Origin of the sequence: Chitinophaga alhagiae (genome assembly GCF_003568665.1) — a bacterium.
GTDB lineage: Bacteria > Bacteroidota > Bacteroidia > Chitinophagales > Chitinophagaceae > Chitinophaga > Chitinophaga alhagiae.
Genome location: NZ_QXMH01000002.1, coordinates 247427 through 268857 on the forward strand (window position 1 = coordinate 247427; position 21431 = coordinate 268857).

Annotated in this window: 18 protein-coding genes; 11 read left to right on the top strand and 7 right to left on the bottom strand. The window is 55.2% G+C overall.

Annotated elements, in window-relative coordinates; genetic code table 11:
• Positions 1–43: 43 nt before the first annotated feature.
• From D3A97_RS11850 to D3A97_RS11865, 4 genes are all read right to left on the bottom strand, one after another.
• A complete protein-coding gene (locus D3A97_RS11850) occupies positions 44–1303 on the bottom strand; it encodes an MFS transporter (protein ID WP_119078719.1) in 1260 nt (419 codons plus the stop codon).
• A gap of 46 nt (positions 1304–1349) precedes the next feature.
• A complete protein-coding gene (locus tag D3A97_RS11855) occupies positions 1350–1595 on the bottom strand; it encodes a hypothetical protein (protein WP_119078720.1) in 246 nt (81 codons plus the stop codon).
• Positions 1596–1636: 41 nt separating this feature from the next.
• On the bottom strand, positions 1637–2227 hold the full coding sequence (locus D3A97_RS11860) for a TetR/AcrR family transcriptional regulator (RefSeq protein WP_119078721.1): 591 nt from the start codon (positions 2225–2227) through the stop codon (positions 1637–1639).
• 425 nt (positions 2228–2652) lie between these two features.
• Positions 2653–3021: a hypothetical protein gene (locus D3A97_RS11865; RefSeq protein WP_157986500.1), complete on the bottom strand. Its 369-nt coding sequence runs from the start codon at positions 3019–3021 to the stop codon at positions 2653–2655.
• 38 nt (positions 3022–3059) lie between these two features.
• Between D3A97_RS11865 and D3A97_RS11870 the strand changes: the two genes are divergently transcribed.
• The 11 genes from D3A97_RS11870 to D3A97_RS11920 all read left to right on the top strand — a co-directional run bounded on the left by D3A97_RS11870 (position 3060) and on the right by D3A97_RS11920 (position 19832).
• Positions 3060–3566, top strand: coding sequence for a cupin domain-containing protein (locus D3A97_RS11870; RefSeq protein WP_119078723.1), 507 nt, complete (start codon positions 3060–3062; stop codon positions 3564–3566).
• 54 nt (positions 3567–3620) lie between these two features.
• Positions 3621–4316, top strand: coding sequence for a FadR/GntR family transcriptional regulator (locus D3A97_RS11875; RefSeq protein WP_119078724.1), 696 nt, complete (start codon positions 3621–3623; stop codon positions 4314–4316).
• A 563-nt stretch (positions 4317–4879) separates the two neighbouring features.
• Positions 4880–8239, top strand: coding sequence for a SusC/RagA family TonB-linked outer membrane protein (locus D3A97_RS11880; protein WP_232825945.1), 3360 nt, complete (start codon positions 4880–4882; stop codon positions 8237–8239).
• Positions 8240–8250: 11 nt separating this feature from the next.
• Positions 8251–9741 (top strand): RagB/SusD family nutrient uptake outer membrane protein, encoded by a 1491-nt coding sequence (locus tag D3A97_RS11885; RefSeq protein ID WP_119078726.1) that lies wholly within the window; start codon positions 8251–8253, stop codon positions 9739–9741.
• 17 nt (positions 9742–9758) lie between these two features.
• A complete protein-coding gene (locus tag D3A97_RS11890; protein WP_119078727.1) occupies positions 9759–10685 on the top strand; it encodes a dihydrodipicolinate synthase family protein in 927 nt (308 codons plus the stop codon).
• A 10-nt stretch (positions 10686–10695) separates the two neighbouring features.
• The gene (locus tag D3A97_RS11895) at positions 10696–13269 is read left to right on the top strand and encodes a sodium:solute symporter family protein (RefSeq protein WP_157986501.1); all 2574 of its coding nucleotides are present in this window, start codon (positions 10696–10698) and stop codon (positions 13267–13269) included.
• 141 nt (positions 13270–13410) lie between these two features.
• Positions 13411–14544, top strand: a complete 1134-nt coding sequence (locus D3A97_RS11900; protein ID WP_119079545.1) for a sialidase family protein — start codon at positions 13411–13413, stop codon at positions 14542–14544.
• A gap of 126 nt (positions 14545–14670) precedes the next feature.
• Complete coding sequence (locus tag D3A97_RS11905) at positions 14671–16089, top strand: glycoside hydrolase family 125 protein (RefSeq protein WP_119078729.1); 1419 nt, start codon at positions 14671–14673, stop codon at positions 16087–16089.
• A gap of 55 nt (positions 16090–16144) precedes the next feature.
• Positions 16145–16495: a PadR family transcriptional regulator gene (locus D3A97_RS11910; RefSeq protein WP_119078730.1), complete on the top strand. Its 351-nt coding sequence runs from the start codon at positions 16145–16147 to the stop codon at positions 16493–16495.
• Positions 16496–16508: 13 nt separating this feature from the next.
• Positions 16509–18005: a glycerol kinase GlpK gene (gene glpK / locus D3A97_RS11915; protein ID WP_119078731.1), complete on the top strand. Its 1497-nt coding sequence runs from the start codon at positions 16509–16511 to the stop codon at positions 18003–18005.
• 279 nt (positions 18006–18284) lie between these two features.
• A complete protein-coding gene (locus tag D3A97_RS11920) occupies positions 18285–19832 on the top strand; it encodes a glycerol-3-phosphate dehydrogenase/oxidase (protein WP_119078732.1) in 1548 nt (515 codons plus the stop codon).
• Positions 19833–19841: 9 nt separating this feature from the next.
• Here the strand turns inward: D3A97_RS11920 and D3A97_RS11925 are convergent, their stop codons facing one another.
• From D3A97_RS11925 to rdgB, 3 genes are read right to left on the bottom strand one after another with little or no spacing between them, the layout of a single operon-like run.
• Entirely contained in the window at positions 19842–20414 is a 573-nt protein-coding gene (locus tag D3A97_RS11925; RefSeq protein WP_198673970.1) for a nitroreductase family protein, read from the bottom strand.
• A 1-nt stretch (position 20415) separates the two neighbouring features.
• Complete coding sequence (locus D3A97_RS11930; protein WP_119078734.1) at positions 20416–20847, bottom strand: acyl-CoA thioesterase; 432 nt, start codon at positions 20845–20847, stop codon at positions 20416–20418.
• Positions 20847–21425 (bottom strand): RdgB/HAM1 family non-canonical purine NTP pyrophosphatase, encoded by a 579-nt coding sequence (gene rdgB / locus D3A97_RS11935; RefSeq protein WP_119078735.1) that lies wholly within the window; start codon positions 21423–21425, stop codon positions 20847–20849. Before rdgB ends, D3A97_RS11930 begins: the two co-directional genes overlap by 1 nt.
• Positions 21426–21431: the final 6 nt, after the last annotated feature.

The following is a 21431-nucleotide window of genomic DNA, read 5'->3' on the forward strand; positions in this document are numbered from 1 at the left end:
CAGTAACGGCTGTTCCGCCTGGAGGGGAACAGCCGTTACCGGTTCAGGAAGCGATGGCTACTTCATCTGGCGTAACTACAGGCGCCATTTGCCGCTGCACTTGTTTGTTCAGGTAATACATCATAACGGCCGTAAAGGCAAAAGCACCCAGGATCACATATCCCAGTATTTCATAATGGAGCAGTACCCCGCTGCTGGTCTGGTATACGATGAGGCCTGCCACAATGGAGGCTATGCCGCCGGATATCTGCTGCACGGAAGCGTTAATGCTCATGAACGCGCCCCTGTCCTGGATGTTGGGCAGGGAGGTCATGATAGCCTGGGCGGGAATGATCCTGCCAAATACCCCTATCATCATCAGCGCATTAATGGTAATGGCCATATACAGCGGGGTAATGCCCAGGTTGGTGAAGATCACCACCATCACGCTTGTGAGCAGGGTGGCGCCCAGGAATACCTTCATCTTTCCCAGCTTGTCACTTAACCGGCCCAGTATAGGGGCGCCTATGAACGTGGCAATACCGGTGGCTATATAGAGCAGGGTAATGTCTGATTGCGCCAGCCCCATGTTATGCCGGCTGAAGGTGCTGCCGAACGGCATCAGCATGAAACCGCCGGTAGACAGCAGGATGGTGGTGCAGAAAGCCAGGGAATAGTGTTTGTTCTGCAACGTGTGTTTGAGGTGCGCAAAGGCGTTCTTTTCCACTTTCTGCTGCAGGTGTGCGGTAACCGGCTTCATGTAAACGGCCATTACGATCCCCATGATGGTACCAAAGGCGCCTATCATCCAGAAGGGCGCATGCCAGTGTATCCTGTTGGCCAGTTCCCAGCCCATGGGCACGCCGATGATCTGGCTGAGGGCAAAGGCCATTTGCACAAAACCCATCACCCGGCCTCTTACTTCCGGCCTGAAAAGGTCGGCTATAATGGCCATGCCGATGGCACTGATCACCCCGCCAAACAGGCCGGTGATCACCCTGGCCGCCAGCAGGAACTCGTAGTTGGGGGCCAGCGCGCAAAGAAACGTGCCGGTGACGAAGCCGGTGTAAAATACCAGCAGCATTTTTTTACGGTCAAACTTATCTGCAAAGCCGGCAGCCAGCACGCCTGAAATGCCCGCGCTGAAAGCGTAGGCAGATACCACCAGCCCAAATTGCCGGGTGGTAATGTGCAGCTTGCCGAGCAAGATCTCGCCTAGCGGGCTTAATACCATAAAGTCCAGCACCACCGTAAACTGCAGCAGGGCAAGCATGGCAATGATGAATACCTGGTATCTTGAAAAGACCCGTTCTGTTGTTTTCATATAATTGTAGTGTGTGTTGTTAGAAAAACCGCAATAGCCGGGCCGTTTATTCCGGCAGCTCCTCGCAGTCAAAACCGGCCCGGGTTACAAGCCGGATAACGTCTTGCGCACGGAGCGCGCGGGACTCGATGCGAAGCACTTTGTCGCTATCTTCCCGGTCTACCGTCCAGCGTTGTATGCCGGGCTGTTTGTCCAGTACGGGGCCTATCAGCCGGAGATCTTTTTTAAAGCGGATATTGGTACGGAATACCAATACCTCCAGTCCTGTGTCTACCATGTAACCTGTGTGCATAGTGAGCGCTCATTTAGTTAGGTGGATAAAATTTTTTCACGTCAGGGTTTCAGGGCTTTCAGCACCAGTTGCAGCGCCTGTTCCATGAAGTCTTCCGTGAGGGTGAACTTTTTATGGCCGAAGGCCTTTTCCTGTGTATGGAATTTGATCAGCTGGTACAGCGGGGCAAAAGCCACGGCCCAGTATACTTCAAATGGCAGCGGTATCAGCTCCTTGCGGCTTACGGCGCCGTTGTAAAACCTGCCCATCACCTCCTTGAAAGAGGTGTACAGGTGTACCGCCACTTTATCGTACAGGTGGGAGTAACGCATTTTTTCAATAAACTCCACATCCAGCGGGTGATTCAGAAAATACTGGGCGCGGTTGTGCCATTGTTTGCGCAGCCCTTCCTCAAAGCCCATGTCCGGGTCAAAATCTTTCAGGCTTTCCTCCAGCATTACATTGGATACCCGAAGGGTGGTCTGGATAATGAGGTCTTCCCGGTCTTTGTAATAAATGTAAATGGTGGCGGGAGAAACGCCGGCCGCTTTGGCCAGTTTGTTGATCCCGAACCCGTCCAGCCCTTCCTTCACGATCATTTCTATCGTTTTCTGGTGAAGCTGGCACATCTTCTTTTCGTCCCTTGTCCGCATGATGGGTACAAAGATAAGTGAGCGTCCGCTTATTTATGAAATATATTTATGGGCTTGATAAAAAAAGGACGCCCCTGTTAGGGGGCATCCTTTCGCTTTGCGGCCGCACTCTCTTTTATAACTATTTATTTTTCAATGACTTGCTGGTGGTGCCGCAGTGAAGCGGAGCGGCCGGGGCGTACTTTCCGGACGTTTTCCGGCCCGTGAGCAACACCGGCACCGCAACGCTTTCCGCATGCTGGCCAGGCAAGGGAAAGCAGCGCAACAACCGGCATCCCGCCAGCCACATGGCAAGCGCTGATGAATGGCATGCAAACGCATCCATATGCATTTATCACATACGCGTCTGCATCACGGCAGTAGTGATGTCTTGGAAACTGGTACAACTATACGCAATAACAAACCGCGGTGAATAAATACGTTGGTTAGATCATAAAAAGGGAGGTAGTTATGCAGGGAGGGCGGAAAACATCCGTGAGCGCCCTGTAGCTGTAATGGCCGGGGGCCATCAGCGGCGGGGCGGAAGCGGGGGCAGGCAAGGCTGCCAGTGCCGGTGAGGCATGCGCGGGCACATAATCCTGCAGTTTCAGCACCGGGGCGGAAGCCTGCAACTGGTTATTGTTCCCCTGACCGTCAAATGCCTGGGCAATGTAGTGCGTACATCCGCAATCTTCGGCAAAAGCCTTGTGGTTGACGAAGTAAGCTGTGACCATGCAATTGACGTACCCGCTGAGGCGGGCGCCAAACTGCAGGCCTAACGCTGCAAACAGGCATATGGCGAGTAAAGGTCGCAAAGCATAATAAATATAGGGAAAAAATGTAAGTTTAGCCCATGAAAACAACAGCGGAGCATTGGAGAAAAAACCTGCAACTGACACAGCATGTAGAAGGCGGCTCTTTCCGGGAAACTTACCGTTCACCATTGACCATTGAGCGTGAAGCGCTGCCGGAAGGTTTTGCGGGTGCACGCAATGCTTCCACGGGCATTTATTTTTTACTGGAGGACGGCGATTTTTCCGCGTTTCACCGCATTGCCGCGGACGAGATGTGGCATTTTTACGATGGCCAGCCCCTGCATATTTACGAGATCAAGCCAAACGGCTCTCTGCACGTGCACCGCCTGGGCCGTGACATAGCCCAGGGCGAACAGTTGCAGCTGGTGATCCCGGCCGGCAGCTGGTTTGCGTCCAGTGTGGAAGAAACGGGCGGTTTTGCCCTGGTGGGCTGTACGGTGGCGCCGGGTTTCGATTTTGCCGATTTTGAACTGGCGGAAAGAGGTGCTTTGTGCAGGTTGTTTCCGCAACATGCCGGCCTCATTGCGTTGCTGACCCGGTCATAAAAAACGGTGGATTACTGAATTTGTTCTACATTTATACAAAATTGTCTTTTTTATATGGCAAAGAACGATCTGATAAAAGATCTGGGCCCCATTGCGCAGCGTACTATGGCAGACGTGGTGGAAAAGGAGCTGCGGGAGTATCTTAAGAAAAAGTCCTTCAAACCCGGGGACGCGTTACCTTCTGAAAATGAACTGGCGGAAGCCCTGGGCGTAAGCCGCAACGTGGTAAGAGAAGCCCTGAGCCGCCTGCGGATGCTGGGAATGATTGAGACCAAAAAGCGGAGGGGCATGATCTTGTCCACGCCGGACATACTGGGCTCGTTTGAACGTGTGCTGGACCCGCTCATTATTGATGACAGCACCCTGCAGGATATTTTTGAGCTGCGGCTCACGCTTGAAATGGGCCTGGCAGACATCCTGTATCTCCGCAAAACCAAGAAAGATATCGAAGAGCTGGAAGCCATTGCCAAAAGCCAGGACCCCCGCGGAAAAGGCCAGGCCTTCCGCATCAACAACGAGATCGCCTTTCACGGTAAAATATACCGGATGACCGGAAACGAAACGCTGACGCGCTTCCAGAATATGCTGCTCCCCATTTTCGGGTATGTGATCAGCTTGGAGAAGGTGCCGCAAATAGGCAAGGTATCTCACATAGACCTCGTCAATATCCTGAAAGACGGTACCAAAGAAGAGTTCAGGCAGGGAATGCTGGAGCACCTGAAACCGCATTTTAACCGGCTGAAGAAATAAGGGGGGAGCAGGACCGGGGATTCGATTGATCAGACCGAAAGGAAATGCGGCATGAGCGGTTAATAGAACAACTGCTTTTCGCAGAACGATACGTGGCGGTACAATCAGTCAAATCCCTTGTCAATGCAGCGAGGCCCTGTTGTTTTCTGTTCCCTGCAGTTTCCCGTTCATCAGTCTGCTCCGTTCTTTACATCTTCCCGAAAAAACTATCCCGCACAGGCGGAACGTTATTTCTTCTTCCCGTTCTTTACATCTTCCCGAAAAAACTATCCCGCACACGCGGAACGTTATTTCTTCTTCCTGTTCTTCACATCTTCCCGGAAAACAATCCCGCACAGGCGGAACGTTATTTCTTCTTCCTGTTCTTCACACCTCCCCCCAAAACCACCCGCGCACCCGAAACGCTCATCCCAATCCACCCCGTCCGCACACCATTCCCGCACATATTTCCCCCCGCAAAAATTTTTATTTGGAAAAATGCTACTTTTTAGCCTACATTTGATATGTACTACATAAATACAATAGTAACTAATATTCCATTTTATCGCTAACAGTGATCCGTTATGAATCTGAATCTTCTCACCTCCAAATGGAGAGTTCTCCTGGTAATGACTGTGCTTTCGCTGCAGGGCATCAACGCCCTGGCACAGCAAACTGTTACCGGCAAGGTAACAGACTCCACCGGCAAAGCGCTTGAGTTTGTCAGCGTACAGGTAAAAGGCACTACCAAAGGCGCTTTTACCGGAACAGACGGCCGCTTTTCGCTCAGCTCGCCGGCCAACGCCACGCTCGTGTTCTCCAACATGGGCTATACCACGCAGGAAGTGGCCTTAGGCGGCCAGACAGCGCTTAACATTGTGCTGGCCGCGTCTAACAGAACGCTGGAAGATGTAGTGGTGGTAGGGTATGTGCAGCAATCGCGCGCCAAAACCACCGCTTCCATTTCCAAGCTCAACGCGGCGGAACTGAAAAACACTTCCAACCCCAACCCCATCCAGGCCATGCAGGGTAAAATTGCCGGGGTATCTATCCCGATCCAATCCGGCCAGCCGGGGGAAGGGGCTACCAACATCATTATCCGCGGCAGCACCAAGCTCAACGCCTACGGCACCGGCTCGGGCACCAGCGGCGGCAACGTGGCCAATACGTCCGGCAATGTCAGCCCCCTGGTGATCATAGACGGGGTATTCCGCTCCATGAGCGATGTAAACCCTGATAATATCGAGTCTATCCAGGTAATGAAAGATGCGGCGTCCACCGCCATTTACGGGGCCCGCGGCGCCAACGGCGTAATTGTGATCAAAACCAAAGGCGGCAAGGCCAGCGGTAAAATGAACCTTAACATCAACCACCGCACCACCTGGGAAACGCCCGCCAGGGATTACAAATACCTTTCGGCTACGGAATACCTCAAGCTGGCCCGCACCACCGTGCAGAACACGGCAGACAAGCTGGACAAGAACAACCTGCTCAACAACGGCGGCTTCTCCGCCGGTACCCGCGTATACACGGCCAAAGGGCAGTACGGCAACAACATCAACCTCACGGCCTTGTACGATAATATTGTGGCCGTTGAAGGGCAGGCATATGTAGACAACCTGCTGGCCAGGGGATGGATGGTGATGGACGACCCGATCAACCCGGGTACCAAACTCCTGTATGCAGATAACAACTATGAAAACCTCATCTGGAAAACGGGTCTCTCCAACAATACCAACGTGTCTGTAGACGGCGGTTCGGAAAAGGCCAATTACAATGTGGCGCTGGGTTATACAGACCAGCAGGGCGCCTTTGTGGGCACCAACTACAAACGGTACGACGCATTGGGCAACTTTGGTTTCCAGGCGGCAGACAACTTCAGGCTGGATGCCATGCTCAACTACCAGCACGTTTTGCCCAACTACGTGGAAAACTTCCAGAACGAACTGACACGCGGTACGCGCATCACCCCGCTGATACGCATTTTCAAGGACGATGGCAACCCCACGCCGGGAGAGCTGTACACCGTGCGCAACCGCCTGCATACCCTGAAGTATGACGATGTAAGGGTCTCTACGGAACGCCTCGTGTCCCGCCTGGCGGGAGACTGGACCATCCTGGAAGGGCTGCATTACCGGCCCTCCATTTCTTACCTGCTGCAGGACTACCGTTATATGTTCATGCGCAAGGCCACGCCGCCTAACGAGGTGCAGCCGTCCACGCAACGGCAGAAGACCCAGAACACCAACAACTCCCGCCAGCTGATGATAGACCAGGTGCTGCAGTATGATTTCAGCTTCCTGAAAGATCATCATGTAACGGTGCTGGGCGGCTTCAACTTCACCCGCAATACCAACAGCAGCATAGACATTGGCTCTCAAAGGGCCAACAACGATTATATCTTTACCATCAACGAACCTTCTACCGCCATTGTAGACGGCAAGGTGGTAACGAACGTAACGGAATGGGGCACCAGCCTGGGAGAATCCCGCTCCGCCAGCTACTTCGGCCAGTTCAGCTATGACTACAACGGCAAGTACCTGGCCAGCGCCGCCCTGCGGTACGACGGTTTTTCCAACTTTGCGATTCAGAACAAATACGCGCTGTTCCCTTCTGCTTCCGTTGGCTGGAACATTCACAGGGAAGATTTCTGGCGCCTGCGGCCCGCGGCCGTCAGCAGCCTGAAACTGCGCGCCAGCTGGGGCGAAGCGGGCACCAGCGACCTGGCCATTACAGATACTTATGGCCGGTACAACGCCGTGTCTTACGCGCAGGGCTCCGGCATATACCGCGCCAACCTGGCCAATCCCGGCCTGGTGTGGGAAACCACTACCTCCATGGATGTTGGGGTAGACGCGGCTTTCCTCAACAACCGCCTCAACTTTACGGTAGACCTGTACCGCAAGCTCACAAAAGACCGTATCGATTCAAAACCCCTGCCGTCTGAAGCACCCTTTGGTTCCATTGTGTTCAACAACGGTGTGTTGCAGAACAGCGGTGTGGAAGTGGAAATTGGCGGTACGGTGCTGCAAACGCCTGCCTTCTCCTGGCAAACCAACTTTTCCTTTGCCTACAACAAACAGCTGATCAAACAACTTCCGTCTAACGGGCGTGCCAAAAACAGGCAGGGCGGCGATGTGATCTTTGACCCGGCCAGCAAATCCAACATGGAGGCGGGCGGGCTGGCTGAAGGGGAACGCCCCTTCGGGCTTTGGGCCTACCAGGTGCTGGGTGTTTTTGCTACGGACGAAGAGGCCGCGGCCTGGAACCAGACGCACAAAGACAATCTGGCCTCCGCATCCGGCCAGCAAGTGGGCAAACGCGCGGGAGACTTCATATTCGCAGACGTTAACAACGACGGCATCATAGATTCCAAAGACCAGGTATTCCAGGGCTACCGCACGCCGGACAAGATCGGCGGCTGGCAGAACAATTTTTCTTACAAGGGCATCAACCTGAAAATTTCGGTAGACTATGCCATGGGCCATATGATCAGCAACGGTGCGCTGGCCCGCTCATTGGGCCAGGGCCGCGCCTTTAACGAAGGCGCGCCGGAGCAGGCGCTGGGGCCGGACATTTGGCAGAAACCGGGAGACGCAGGCAAGAAGTATGCGCGTTTCTCTTTTGCGGATTACGACTTCGGCCAGCGTAATTATCTGCGCGGGGCCACGCTGGGCGTAAACAACAGCTATTCTTCAGACGTGTCTGTGATGTATGATAAAGGAGATTTCCTGGCCCTGCGGGAGATCACGCTTTCATACGATGTACCGCGCCATATCATGAAAAAGATACGCGCCACCGGCATGAACATTTTTGCCAGTGTGTACAATGTGGGCTACCTCACGGCGTACAAAGGTATCAACCCGGAGTCTTACACCGGCTTTGACGCCATTGGCTACCCGCGCCCGCGGCAGTTTTCATTAGGTGCAACTCTCAAGTTCTAAAAATTAAAAGGATGAAAAAGATACTCCTGTTCAGCCTGCTGCTGGCTTCCCTCGCCGGTTGCAAGAGCATACTCGATATAAAACCGCAGTCCAGCATCACGGACGAAAACTATTTTTCCAACGAAGGGGATTTTGAGCCGTACGTAACCGGCATCTATCCTTTCATGCGCTTTTTTGCCAACAACGTTACCTATGGCACGGAAAGAGGGGAGGAGCTGGTACCCGCCCTCAACTCCCGCTTCGGTACGGCCTGGAACCAGATACTCAGTCCTACTACGGGCGCTATCAATTACAATGACTGGTACAAGGCCATCGGCAACTGCAACCTGCTGCTGGAAAAAATAGCGCCGTTCCCCTTCACCTCCAACCCTGACCAGCGGAAGAAGATATTGGCGGAAACATACAGCCTGCGGGCCTATTTTTACTTTCACCTGTCCCGCGTTATCGGAGATGTGCCGCTGATGCTGCAAGCCGTGGTGGGAGACAATGTGCCCCTGCTGCCCCGCAGCAGCACTACGGCGGTGTTCAAACAGATCAACGCGGACCTGGATACGGCCATCAGCCTTTTCCGGTCTGTGAGCAACTTCAATGCCGCTACCTATGTTTCCAAATACCGCTTTACCTACGGCGCTGCGCAGGCGCTGAAAGCGGATGTAAAGCTGTGGAGCGCCAAGGTGCTGGGCGGCGGCGCGGCTGACCTCAACGCCGCCATTGCGGCCATTGATGAAGTAGAAAAAACCGGCGTGGCGCTGAACGCGGATTTCAAGAACGTGACCACCGTGCGCGCCGCCACCAACCCGGAAGTGATACTGGCGGCTTTCTTCCTGAGAGACGAACCTGCTACCGGCATCAGCGGCATTCCCAACACCACGCACTACGTGATGAACGCATTGCCTTATAAGACGGGGGTGCAGGGAGCGCTCAACCTGGATAGCCTGCCTTATTGCGAAACCACGTCTAACGGCCAGGGCGCCTACCAGATCAGCCCGGCCTCCCGCGCGCTGTTTGCCCAATACCCGAACGACAAGCGCATTCCCTTCACCTGGGTAACAGAGCGGCAGGCCAGCGGCCCCAAAATTTCCTGGATCACCAAATACCCCGGTACCCGTTATGTAGATGACCGCGTGCCGGACAACGATATCATCATGTACCGCCTGGCAGACCTCTTCCTGCTGAAGGCGGAGGCCTACGCCGCCCTTGACCAGACCGGCCCCGCCATTGAGTACCTGGACAAGGTGAGGGTACGCACCGGCAACGGCCCGTACACCGGCGCTACAGACAAAGCCGCTGTTGAAAAAGAATTGTTGGACGAACGCGGCCGGGAGTTGTATTTTGAGAATAAGCGCTGGTACGACCTGGTGCGTTTCCACAAAGGCGGAACGCTGGATATTTATCAATACATACCTAACCTGGCGGGTAAGACCACCCCCATTTACTGGCCGCTGAACATTACCGTGCTGGCCAATAATGATCAGATCGATCAAACCGAAGGATACAATTAATAACACATTTGCGAAATATGGAAAAAGTACAAGGATTAATTGCTGCTGCATTCACACCTTTTCATGAAGACGGGTCTATCAACTACGGACTTATTCCCGCTTTGACAGACAAACTGGTAGCAGACGGGCTACGGGGTATTTTTGTTTGCGGCAGCAATGGTGAAGGCCCGAACATGACCACAGCTGAAAGAATGGAAGTAGCGGCGGCGTTTACGAAGGCCGCCAATAAACGGTTGCTCATTTTTGTGCACGTAGGCCACAGCAGCATTGCGGAGGCCAGAACGCTGGCCGCGCATGCGCAGCAGATAGGCGCGGATGCCATTTCCGCCGTGGCCGCTTTTTATTTCAAGCCCACTTCAGTACAGAACCTGGCAGACAGCATGGCGCAGATTGCCGCCGCCGCACCGGAGCTGCCGTTCTACTACTACCACATCCCGCACCTCACCGGCGTGGGCATGGACATGGTGCAGTTCCTGGAAATTGCAGGCCCCGCCATCCCTAACCTGGCGGGCATCAAATACACCGCTACCACGCTGCAGGAGTACCAGGCCTGCCTGCAGTACGAGGGCGGTAAATACGATATTCTTTACGGGCTGGATGAAATGCTGCTGCCCGCCATGGCCGTGGGCGCACAAGGCGCTATTGGCAGCACCTACACCTTTGCCGCACCGCTCTACCTGCAAACCATGGAAGCCTTCCGCAAGGGAGACATGGAGCGCGCACGTACCCTGCATGCCTATATGGTGGAAGTGGTCCGCATACTGGTAAAATATCCGCCCATCCCGGGTCAGAAGGCCATTATGCGGATGTTGGGCTGGGACCTTGGGCCTTGCCGCCTGCCGCTGACCACTTTCTCCGAGGCGGCCTCCCTGCAATTCAGGAATGAGCTGGCTGCGTTGTCTTTTTTTGACAAAGCGCCTGCGCGCAAGGTTATTCATACTTAAAATGCATGGCATGCAAATGATAAAAAGAATGCTGGTGCTGATGCTGTGTTTGCTGGCCATGAAGGCCGGCGCGCAACACACCGCCGGCGAGGTTTTTTTTAACTGGAAAGAAATTGCGCCGTTGCCGGGAGCGGACGGGCTGGCCGGCAGTTATGCCGGCGTAAGCAACGGGGCGCTCATAGTGGCCGGTGGCGCCAACTTTCCCGGCAATACCCGGCCCTGGGCCGGCGGCATCAAAACCTGGTACGACACTATCTGGGTATTGGAAAATGAAAGCAGCGAATGGAAAGCAGCCGGCAAACTGCCGCGCCCCATGGGCTACGGCGTATCCCTCACCACGCCCAACGGCCTGCTGTGCATTGGCGGGGGCAATGCGGAAGGGAATTACATGGATGTTTTCCTGCTGAAATATGTAAACGGAAAAATTGAAACGGAAAACCTGCCGGCATTGCCGGAACCGCTGGCCAACGCCTGCGGCGTGTTGCTGAACGGCAGGGTATATGTGACGGGCGGACAAACGTCTCCCACCGGCGGTACTACCCGCCATTGCCGGGTGCTGGGGCCCGGCGGCGGGCAGTGGCAGCCGTTGCCTGATCTGCCCGGCCCCGGCAGAATGCTGGCCATGGCCGGCGCTATGGACGGGAAAGTGTACATCTTCGGCGGCGTAGACCTGCAGCAAGGTCAGCGAAAGTATCTGCAGGATGCCTGGGTTTACCAGCCGGGCGGCGCCTGGAAGCAGGTAGCTAACCTGCCGTACCCGCTGGCCGCGGCGCCTACGCCGGCCTATGAGGCCGGCCAGTCCCACTTGTTGCTGTTTGGCGGGGACGATGGCGTGAATGCCGTAAAGGCGGGTGATCTGAAAGACGCCCATCCCGGTTTCAGCAACAAGGTGCTGGCTTATAACACGCTCACAGATGCCTGGTCGGTAACAGGCAGCATGCCTTCCAATATGCTGCCGGATGCCGCTCTCAACCCCCATGCCAGCACGTACGCCCCCGTTACCACCCCGCTGGTGGTATGGAATAACAACGTGGTGCTGCCCGGCGGCGAAGCCCGCCCGGCGGTGAGAAGCAAAAAAGTACTGGTGGCCGCGCCGCGGCAGCCGGAAGGCCGCTTTGGCGGGCTTGACTGGACGGTGATAGGCGCATACTTCCTGCTGGTAATAGCCATCAGCGTTACCGTATCCAGGAAAATGGGCAACAGCACCAGCGACTTCTTCCTGGGCGGTCAGAAGATACCCTGGTGGGCCGCGGGGCTCAGCATTTTCGGCTCCAAGCTCAGCGCCCTTACTTTTATTGCCATTCCTGCCAAGGCGTATGCAACAGACTGGGTGTACATTCTCAACAACCTCATGATCATTGTGGTGGCGCCTATTGTCACCATGTTCTACCTGCCTTACTTCCGCAAGCTGAAGCTCACCAGCGTGTACGAATACCTGCAGATCAGGTTCAACACGCGGGTGAAACTGCTGGGCAGCCTTACTTTCGTGCTGTTCCAGCTCAGCCGCCTCGGTGTGGTGATCTACCTGCCGGCATTGGTACTGAGCACGGTAACGGGCACCAATATTTTTGCCTGTATTCTGCTCACCACCGTGGTGACCACCGCGTACAGCGTGCTGGGCGGTATTGAGGCCGTAGTGTGGACGGAAGTGATGCAGGTGTTCGTATTGCTGGGCGGCGCCCTGGTGAGCTTTTTCTTCATGGCCGCCAATACGGACGGCGGCCTGTCCGGCATGATGAACGAGGCCTGGCAGCAAGACAAGCTGCGGGTGGCCAACCTGGGCTGGAGCATTTCAGAACCGGTGCTGTGGGTGGTAGTGGTAGGTGCGTTCCTGACCAACCTCGTTACCTACACCTCAGACCAGGTGGTGGTACAACGTTATCTCACCACCTCTACAGAAAAAGAGGCCCGCCGCTCCATCTACACCAACGCCCTCATGGTTATACCCGCCACGTTCATATTTTTTGGCGTGGGCACGGCGCTCTGGTTCTTTTACCGCCGTCACCCCGGTTCGCTGAACCCGCATGGCCGTGTAGACGATGTGTTCCCCTGGTTCATTTCACAGCAGCTGCCGGCCGGTTTGAGCGGGCTGGTGATTGCGGGGCTGTTTGCGGCTACCATGTCTACCATCAGCTCCAGCATGAACTCCATTGCTACCGTGGTGACCACGGACTTTTACAAAACCTTCCGCAAACAGGCCACAGATCTGCAAAGCCTGCGGTTTGCCAAAATAGTGACGGTGTTCCTCGGTATTATTGGCTGCGGCATTGCCATGTACCTGGTGTACCTGCAGAACGCGTCCATATGGGACCAGTACCTCAAGATCATCGGGCTGTTCGGCGGTTGCCTGGCCGGGATGTTTGCCGCGGGCATCTTCTTCCCGCGTATTAACGGCCGCGGCATATTTGCGGGTTTTATACTCAGCAGCATCGGCCTTTATTTTGTTCAGCAATCTTCCGCCATCAGCTTTTTTCTGTACCCGCTGTTTGCAGTGGTGGGATGTGTGGTGATGGGATATATTTTCAGCTGGGTGTTGCCGGAAAAACCGGGAGCGCAGCAGGTAATACAAATGAATGATGAATAAAGATCACGGCTGAAGCGGGCGTACCGCGTTGCCGTAAAGAAATATCCGGTGGATGGAACGGGCCTGTGAAGATTCCCATATGGGAAAAACAGGCAGGCGGCAAGCCTTTCGCGCATGCTCCGCCGGGCAAAAAACAAACACATGAAAAAATGGATCACCACAACGGCCTGCCTGCTGGCGGCATTCTTCGCCACGGCGCAGGTAACCGTTTTTGAATCAGGCACGGAAGGGTACAAGTCCTTCCGCATCCCTACCATTATCCGTTTACCCGATGGCCACCTGCTGGCCTTTGCAGAAGGCAGGGTGGGCAACGCCAGCGATTTCGGGGATATTGATATTGTGATGAAACGCAGTACGGACAAAGGCAATACCTGGAGCGCGCTGCAGGTGGTGGCGGAAAATAAAGACCTGCAGGCCGGCAACCCCGCGCCTGTACTGGATATGTCAGACCCTGCCCATCCCGGTGGCCGCATTTTTCTTTTTTACAATGCCGGCAACAATCATGAAAGTGAAGTGCGGAAAGGCAATGGCCTCCGCGAAGCCATGTACGTAGCCTCCGCAGATGGCGGCAAAACCTGGTCTGAGCCGGTGAACATCACCCGGCAGGTACACCGCCCCCAACAACTGGGCTTTACCGAAGACTGGCGTTGCTTTTTCAACACGCCCGGCCATGCCATGCAGTTTGTGACAGGCCCGTACAAGGGCCGCATTTTTGTGGCCACCAATCACTCCGCCGGAGATCCGCAGCCCAAACACCGGGAGTACCGCGCCGGCGGATATTATTCGGATGATCATGGCAAAACTTTCCATATCAGCGAAGATGTGAACATCCCCGGCAGCAATGAGGCCATTGCCACGGAAATAAGCGGTGGCCGGCTCATGATGAACGTGCGCAACCAGCAGGGCAACATCAAGGCGCGCATTGTGGCCCTCAGCAGCAACGGCGGCGCCAGCTGGGATACCGCCTACTTTGACATGGCGCTGCCGGACCCCGTTTGCCAGGGCAGCATACTGACCGTGGGCCGGCACAAAGGCAAAGCCATTGTAGCGTTCAGCAACGCGGCGGATACTTCCAAAAGGGACAACCTCACCCTGCGCATCAGCAACAATGATGGCCTTACCTGGAAAAGAAGCTACAAAATTGACCAGACCGGCCAGGCCGGCAATGCGGCTTATTCAGACCTGGTGGTAACAGGCAAGCGGGAAATAGGGGTGCTGTACGAAAAAGACAGGTATAAGAAAATACTCTTCACAAAAGTGAAGTGGAAGAAATGAATTGTTTAAGTTTCACTGTATACAAGCCGGTCTATATCCATAGGCCGGTATTTTTTTAATTAGCAAATTTTAGCAGGATGAGTTGGCGCAGAAGTTCCTATTTTCCGTTTTTAATTGAGAGAAAATATGAGCCGTAGAAAATTCCTCCAGCAATCCGCTATCCTGTCTTCCGCATTGCTTTTCCGCCCCGCCCTTACATGGGCCGCCGGGCAGGATTTTCCTGTAGTCCGCATTCCCGAAGCGCAGCGGAAGTTCCGCAGCGAGGCCGTTGAAAAGGCCATAGCGGCCGTAAAAGCAAAAAGCGGCAATGCGGAGCTGGCGTGGTTGTTTGAGAACTGCTTTCCCAACACGCTTGACACCACGGTGGAGTTTGACATGAAGAACGGCCGGCCGGATACCTATGTGATCACGGGCGATATAGATGCCATGTGGCTGCGTGACAGTACGGCCCAGGTGTCTCCCTACCTGCAGTTGGTGCAGGAAGACAAGGAGCTGCAGCACCTCATTGCCGGGGTGATCAACCACCAGGTGAAATGCATATTGAAAGACCCTTACGCCAACGCGTTTTATAAAGACGAGAATAAACAGGGCGAGTGGAAGTCTGACCTGACAGACATGAAGCCCGGCATCCATGAGCGCAAATGGGAAATAGACTCGCTCTGCTACCCCATCCGCCTGGCATACCTGTACTGGAAAAAAACGGGAGACACGGCGCCTTTTGATGATACCTGGAAGTCTGCCATTGCCCTCACGGTAAAGACCTTTAAGGAACAGCAGCGGAAGAACGGGCCGGGACCTTACCACTTCCAGCGCAAAACTTCCTGGGCTACGGACGGGGTGCCGCTCAGCGGCTACGGATACCCGGTAAAACCGGTGGGCCTCATCTGCTCCACGTTCAGGCCGAGTGACGATGCCACCATCTTCAGCTTTTTAGTGCCTTCCAATTTCTTTGCCGTGGTAAGTTTGCGCCAGGCCGCGGAAATGGTGCAGGCGCTGCATAAAGATGCCGCGCTGGCGGCAGACTGCCGGGCGCTGGCCGCGGAAGTGGAACAGGCGCTGAAAAAATACGCCGTGGTCAGCCATCCGCAATTTGGCAAGGTATACGCTTTTGAAGTGAACGGCTTTGGCAGCTTCAACCTGATGGACGATGCCAATGTACCCAGCCTGCTGTCTCTCCCGTACCTGGGCGCCATCAAACCTGTGGACCCGGTATACGCCAACACCCGCAAGCTCATTCTTTCTTCAGAAAATCCCTTCTTCTTCTCCGGCAAGGCCGGCAAAGGCATTGGCAGCCCGCATACCGGCCTGCACCGCATCTGGCCCATCAGTCTTGTTATGCAGGGCCTCACCAGCAACAACGACGCGGAAATACGCCAGTGCCTGCAAACCCTGCAGAAATGCCACGCCGGCAAAGGTTTCATGCATGAATCCTTTCAGCAAGACGATCCCGCGCAGTTCACCCGCTCCTGGTTTGCCTGGGCCAATACCATCTTTGGCGAACTGATCTGGAAAGTTTACAAGGAAAGGCCGCACCTGCTTAAATAGTGCCCAAAGAATAAGCAATTGCTTATTTTTAGCCCCTAATGCACTTAATTCCCTTATGGAAAATAAGCAAAACGCCTATTTCATAACACGCTGGCAATCCCAGATCAAAAAAGGACTGTTCGAATATATCATTATGCTCCTCCTGCAGAAGAAGGAGCGGTACGGATATGAGCTGATCAGCGAGATCAAGAAGCTGGCGGACATGGACATTGCGGAAGGTACTATTTACCCCCTGCTCAGCCGCCTCAAAAAAGAGAAGCTGGTAGATTCCCGCTGGGTGGAAATGGACGAGGGAGTGCCGAGAAAATATTACAAACTGACCGAGCAGGGCAATACTTACCTGGAAACCATGTACCAGTACCTGGGTGAGCTGATGCAGGCCATCACCGATCTGAAGAACGTTTAAACTTGTTGCGCTAATGAACGCCCAAAAGAAATACATCCTGTCTCTAGACCTTGGCTCCAGTGCGGCCGGCGCCGTATTGTTCTCCCGCCAGGGGCAGGTGGTGAAACAGTTGCAGAAAGAATATGAAAAATATTACCCGCAACCTGGCTGGATAGAGGTAGACCCGAACGAGATATGGTTTACCATGCTGTCTGTTATGGAAGAGCTGGTAGCCAGTACGGGCATTGGCGCGCAAGAGATTGCCGGCATCGGCATTGCCACCCAGCGGGAAACCACCGTGATCTGGGACCGGCAGAAAGGAGAGCCGGTGTACAACGCCATTGCCTGGCAAGACAGGCGTACGTCCAAGCTCTGTGACGAGTTCCGCTACCAGGGGTTTTCGGAACTGATCCGCCAGAAGACGGGCCTCATCCTGGACGCGTATTTCTCCGCCAGCAAAATATCCTGGATACTGGACCATGTGCCGGACGGCCGCATCCGCGCGGAACAGGGGCAGCTGGCTTTTGGCACTATAGACGCCTGGCTGGTGTGGAAACTCACCGGCGGCAAAAAACATGTAACGGATATCACCAACGCCTCCCGTACCATGCTGTTCAATATTCATGATCAGAATTGGGACGAGGAACTGCTGCGGTTGTTCAATATTCCCCACAAGCTGCTGCCGGAAGTTTGTTCCAACAGCGAAGTGGTGGCCCATACCGCGCCCGGCATACTGGACGCGGAAATTCCCATTGCCGGCATGGCGGGAGACCAGCAGGCCGCCCTCTTCGGGCAAATGTGCCTGGAGCCGGGCATGGTAAAGAATACTTACGGCAGCGGTTGTTTTGCGCTGATGAATACCGGTTCCACCCCCATTGTGTCTGACCATCACCTGCTTACCACCATTGCCTGGCGTATAGGCAACCAGGTTACGTATGCGCTGGAAGGCAGCGTGTTCGGCGGCAGTTCCGTGTTCCGCTGGATCAGGGACGGCCTGGGGCTTATTGAGTCTACCGCTGAAATTGAGGCCCTTGCCCAAACGGAGCCAGACAATGGAGGCGTGCTGTTCGTGCCCGCCCTCTCCGGCCTGGGCACGCCCTACTGGGACCCCTACGCCCGGGGCATGATCATCGGCATCACCCGCGGCACTTCTTCCGGCCATATTGCCCGCGCCGCCCTGGAAGGGGTGGCCCTTGGCATTGCAGACGCCCTGGAGGCCATGGAAAAAGACAGCGGCCGCGCCATTACCGAACTGCGGGTAGACGGTACTTCCGCGTTGTACGACTTCTTCATGCAAATGCAGACGAACATATTGCAGTACCCCGTTATGCGGCCGCGGGTAATGCCGGCCGGCGCTACCGGGGTGGCATACCTTGCCGGCCTCGCCACCGGCTTCTGGACGCTGGACGAGGTGAAGGCCCAATACACCATTGCCCGCGTTTTTTCTCCTGAAACACCCCCGCCCGGCCAGGCCCGGCTCCGGGAAAAATGGCAGAAGGCCATTGCCAGGGTGAAGAACTGGGATTTCTGACCTGCAAGGTCAGGAACGGCAGGCCGCCGGCGGGCCAATTTCCTATGTCCGGCGGCGGGCGGCCCCGGCAGAACAAATGTCCCCGGCCGTTATTCCGGCACCCTTTATGTGGCACAATCCGGGCGTTCACCTGATCGTATAAGCCCTTTAATATCAATTATATGGAAAGATCCTGGCGCATTTGTTCAAAAAGTCTGGAAAGAGCCGTTTAAATCGTATAATTTTGCCAGTATCGGATTACGATGTATATTGTATAATAATGCTTGAACCAATCGATCAATGAACCGTTTAGAACAATTGAAAGCAATCGGGAATGATGAAGAGTGGGATGTGCTGGTGATAGGGGGTGGGGCTACAGGGCTGGGCGCAGCGCTGGAAGCAGCCGCCAGGGGGTACAAAACGTTGCTGCTTGAACAGTCTGATTTTGCCAAATCCACGTCTAGTAAAGCCACCAAACTCCTGCACGGAGGCGTTCGTTACCTTGCCCAGGGAGATGTTGCGCTGGTGCGGGAAGCGAGCATAGAAAGGGGCCTGCTGCTGAAAAACGCACAACACCTCGCCAAAAATCTTTCTTTTATCATCCCCGCCTATAGCTGGTGGGAAGGCATTTATTATACCATTGGCCTGAAGTTGTATGACTGGATGGCCGGCCGCCTCAGCCTGGGCCGCTCCGTACATATCTCCCGCCGCGAAACGCTGGAGAAACTGCCCGGCCTGAAAGCGGCGCATCTTTCCGCAGGCATTCTTTATCACGACGGGCAGTTTGACGACGCCCGCCTGGCCATCAACCTGGCGCAGACCATTTACGAGCAGGGCGGGGTAGCGCTCAACTACATGCGGGTAAAGGGGCTGGAGAAAAACGGCCACGGCGAACTGTCTTACGTAACGGTTGAAGATACCGAAACGGGCCAGCTGTACCGGATCAAGACCAAGGGCATCATCAACGCCACCGGCGTGTTCGTAGATGACATCCTCGAAATGGACGACCCCGGCATTAAACGCAAAATTGTGGCCAGCCAGGGCGTTCACCTGGTGCTGGCCCCGGAGTTCCTGCCGGGCGCCAACGCCCTCATGATCCCCAAAACCAGCGATGGCCGCGTGCTGTTTGCCGTGCCCTGGCACAACAAAGTGGTGGTAGGCACTACAGACAACCCGGTGAACGAGATCAGCCTTGACCCCGTGGCCATGGAAAAAGAGATCAATTTTATTCTCCAGACGGCCGGCCAGTACCTGGCCAAAGTGCCTGCCCGGGCGGATGTAAAAAGCGTATGGGCGGGCCTGCGCCCGCTGGCCAAACCTGAAAAGAGCGAAAAGACCAAGGAGATTTCCCGCAATCATAAAATAATGGTATCCGCCTCCGGCCTTGTGACCATCCTGGGCGGCAAATGGACCACGTACCGCAAAATGGGGGAAGATGTGGTAGACCGGCTGGAAAAAGTGAAGCAGTGGCAACACGTGGCCTCCGCCACCCGGGAGCTGCCCATTCACGGCTCCGCCCAAAAACTGGGCGAAGAAGACCCCTTGTATTACTACGGCGCCGATGCGGCGGCGGTGAAAAACCTGCCGGGCGGCGAAGCAGTGCTCAGCGCTCCGCTGGGCATCATCAAAGCGCAGGTGATATGGGCCGTGCGGAAAGAAATGGCGCATGCGGTAGAAGATGTGCTGGCCCGCCGTACCAGGGCACTGTTCCTGGATGCGGAAGAAGCGGTGCGCATTGCCCCGCAGGTGGCAGACATCATGGCCGCGGAACTGGGAAAAGACGAACAATGGAAAACGCAACAGGTACGTTCTTTTGAGGCCCTGGCCAAAACATACCGGTTGCAATAAAGAACATACCTATACCCACTTAATTTTTTCTTCAAGAGGCTTCACGCGCCGCCCGGGCCGTGGGGCCTCTGCTGTATACCCCAGGTAGAGAAAGCCCATCACCTTGTCATCATCTCCAAGCCCCAGGTAGTCTTGCATGGCGGGGTGGTACGTCATCCCCCCGGAGCCCCAGTACATGGCAATGTTCTGTGCCGTGGCGGCCAGCCAGATGTTTTCCACCGCGCAGGCCGTGGCGGCAATTTCTTCTATTTCCGGGATTTTGGGGTTATTGCCTCTTTTCATGCATACGGCCACCAGGTGGGAGGCCAGGTCTCCCTGCGTGCTCAGCTTGTCATAGTTGCCGGGTATGTAAGCGGCGGCGGGAGTGTAGGTCTTATACATGTCCGCGTGCTCGCGGCAAAACTCTTGCACCTTGTCCCCGCTGTACACTACAAAGTACCAGGGCTCGGTAAGCCCGTGGGTAGGCGCCCAGTCTGCCAGCTCCAGCAGTTCCCGTATGGTTTCATCTGCTATCTTTTTTCCGTTCATGCTGGTGGGTTTCACCGTCCGGCGTTGCCGGATCACTGTTGCTATTTGCTCCATGCTATTCATTGGTTTTTTCCTTAAATGCCTCCGGCAGCCTGGCCACCTTGCGGCTGTTATAATCAAAACACACCATGCCTGTTTTGGCTTCGGTGATCAGTACTGTTTTTTCGTTGCGGACGGTGGTGATGCGGTAAAAAAGGTCAAAGCCCGCGCTGCCCAGTTCGGCGGCGCCCACTTCCACGTTCAGCACATCTCCGTAGAACGCTTCTCCCTTGTAGGTAACGGCCAGGTCCGCCATGATGAGGCCGGCGCCGAAAAAGTCCAGCTCCGTGCAGCCCAGGGAAGCCAGGTATTGCAGCCGGCAATCGTGCAGGATGGACACCATAGCGTCGTTACCCACATGGTTGCCGTAGTTCACGTCCCCGATCCGTACCGCCACCTGCGTGGAGAAGGGCAGGCGCGCCGGCATCTCTATCTTCACTTTTGCCATCAGGAAACCTGTTGAAGAAAGGCGATCAGCTGTTTGAAAGCCTTGCCCCGGTGACTGAACTGGTTTTTTTCCGGCAGGTCCATTTCCGCAAAGGACTTGCTGCTGCCTTCGGGCCGGAAAATGGGGTCATAGCCGAAGCCTTTGCCCCCTTGCCGCTCCGGCAGTATGGCGCCTTCGGCCACCCCTTCAAACTGGTGCTCCACGCCGTTCAGGATGAGGGAGATAACGGTGCGGAAGCGGGCGCTGCGGGCGGTTTGGCCGGCCAGCTCCCGCAATACCTTGTCCATATTGTCTTCAGCGCTCTTCTGCTCTCCAGCATACCGGGCGGAGAGCACGCCGGGAGCGCCGTGGAGGGCGTCAATTTCCAGGCCGGTGTCTTCCGAAAAAGAATTTTGGCCGGTCAGCCTGAAAATGGTCCCGGATTTTTCCCGGGCGTTGGCTTCCAGGGTATCGTGCGGTTCGGGAATGTCCATGTCTATGCCCGCTTCTTTCATCGTAATAATGGAAAAGCTGCTGTTCAGCATGGAGCGGATCTCCTTTACTTTGTTCTCGTTGTTGGTGGCAAACACTAAGGTCATTGAATA

What these genes read in the sequence shown, in the direction of transcription:
- D3A97_RS11930 (WP_119078734.1), bottom strand. Translation starts at nt 20,847, where the DNA reads ATGGCAAAAGTGAAGATAGAGATGCCGGCGCGCCTGCCCTTCTCCACG.
- D3A97_RS11875 (WP_119078724.1), top strand. Translation starts at nt 3,621, where the DNA reads ATGGCAAAGAACGATCTGATAAAAGATCTGGGCCCCATTGCGCAGCGT.
- D3A97_RS11860 (WP_119078721.1), bottom strand. Translation starts at nt 2,227, where the DNA reads ATGCGGACAAGGGACGAAAAGAAGATGTGCCAGCTTCACCAGAAAACG.
- D3A97_RS11880 (WP_232825945.1), top strand. Translation starts at nt 4,880, where the DNA reads ATGAATCTGAATCTTCTCACCTCCAAATGGAGAGTTCTCCTGGTAATG.
- D3A97_RS11910 (WP_119078730.1), top strand. Translation starts at nt 16,145, where the DNA reads ATGGAAAATAAGCAAAACGCCTATTTCATAACACGCTGGCAATCCCAG.
- D3A97_RS11895 (WP_157986501.1), top strand. Translation starts at nt 10,696, where the DNA reads ATGCAAATGATAAAAAGAATGCTGGTGCTGATGCTGTGTTTGCTGGCC.
- glpK (WP_119078731.1), top strand. Translation starts at nt 16,509, where the DNA reads ATGAACGCCCAAAAGAAATACATCCTGTCTCTAGACCTTGGCTCCAGT.
- D3A97_RS11925 (WP_198673970.1), bottom strand. Translation starts at nt 20,414, where the DNA reads ATGGAGCAAATAGCAACAGTGATCCGGCAACGCCGGACGGTGAAACCC.
- D3A97_RS11900 (WP_119079545.1), top strand. Translation starts at nt 13,411, where the DNA reads ATGAAAAAATGGATCACCACAACGGCCTGCCTGCTGGCGGCATTCTTC.
- D3A97_RS11890 (WP_119078727.1), top strand. Translation starts at nt 9,759, where the DNA reads ATGGAAAAAGTACAAGGATTAATTGCTGCTGCATTCACACCTTTTCAT.
- D3A97_RS11920 (WP_119078732.1), top strand. Translation starts at nt 18,285, where the DNA reads ATGAACCGTTTAGAACAATTGAAAGCAATCGGGAATGATGAAGAGTGG.
- D3A97_RS11885 (WP_119078726.1), top strand. Translation starts at nt 8,251, where the DNA reads ATGAAAAAGATACTCCTGTTCAGCCTGCTGCTGGCTTCCCTCGCCGGT.
- D3A97_RS11850 (WP_119078719.1), bottom strand. Translation starts at nt 1,303, where the DNA reads ATGAAAACAACAGAACGGGTCTTTTCAAGATACCAGGTATTCATCATT.
- rdgB (WP_119078735.1), bottom strand. Translation starts at nt 21,425, where the DNA reads ATGACCTTAGTGTTTGCCACCAACAACGAGAACAAAGTAAAGGAGATC.
- D3A97_RS11870 (WP_119078723.1), top strand. Translation starts at nt 3,060, where the DNA reads ATGAAAACAACAGCGGAGCATTGGAGAAAAAACCTGCAACTGACACAG.
- D3A97_RS11905 (WP_119078729.1), top strand. Translation starts at nt 14,671, where the DNA reads ATGAGCCGTAGAAAATTCCTCCAGCAATCCGCTATCCTGTCTTCCGCA.
- D3A97_RS11855 (WP_119078720.1), bottom strand. Translation starts at nt 1,595, where the DNA reads ATGCACACAGGTTACATGGTAGACACAGGACTGGAGGTATTGGTATTC.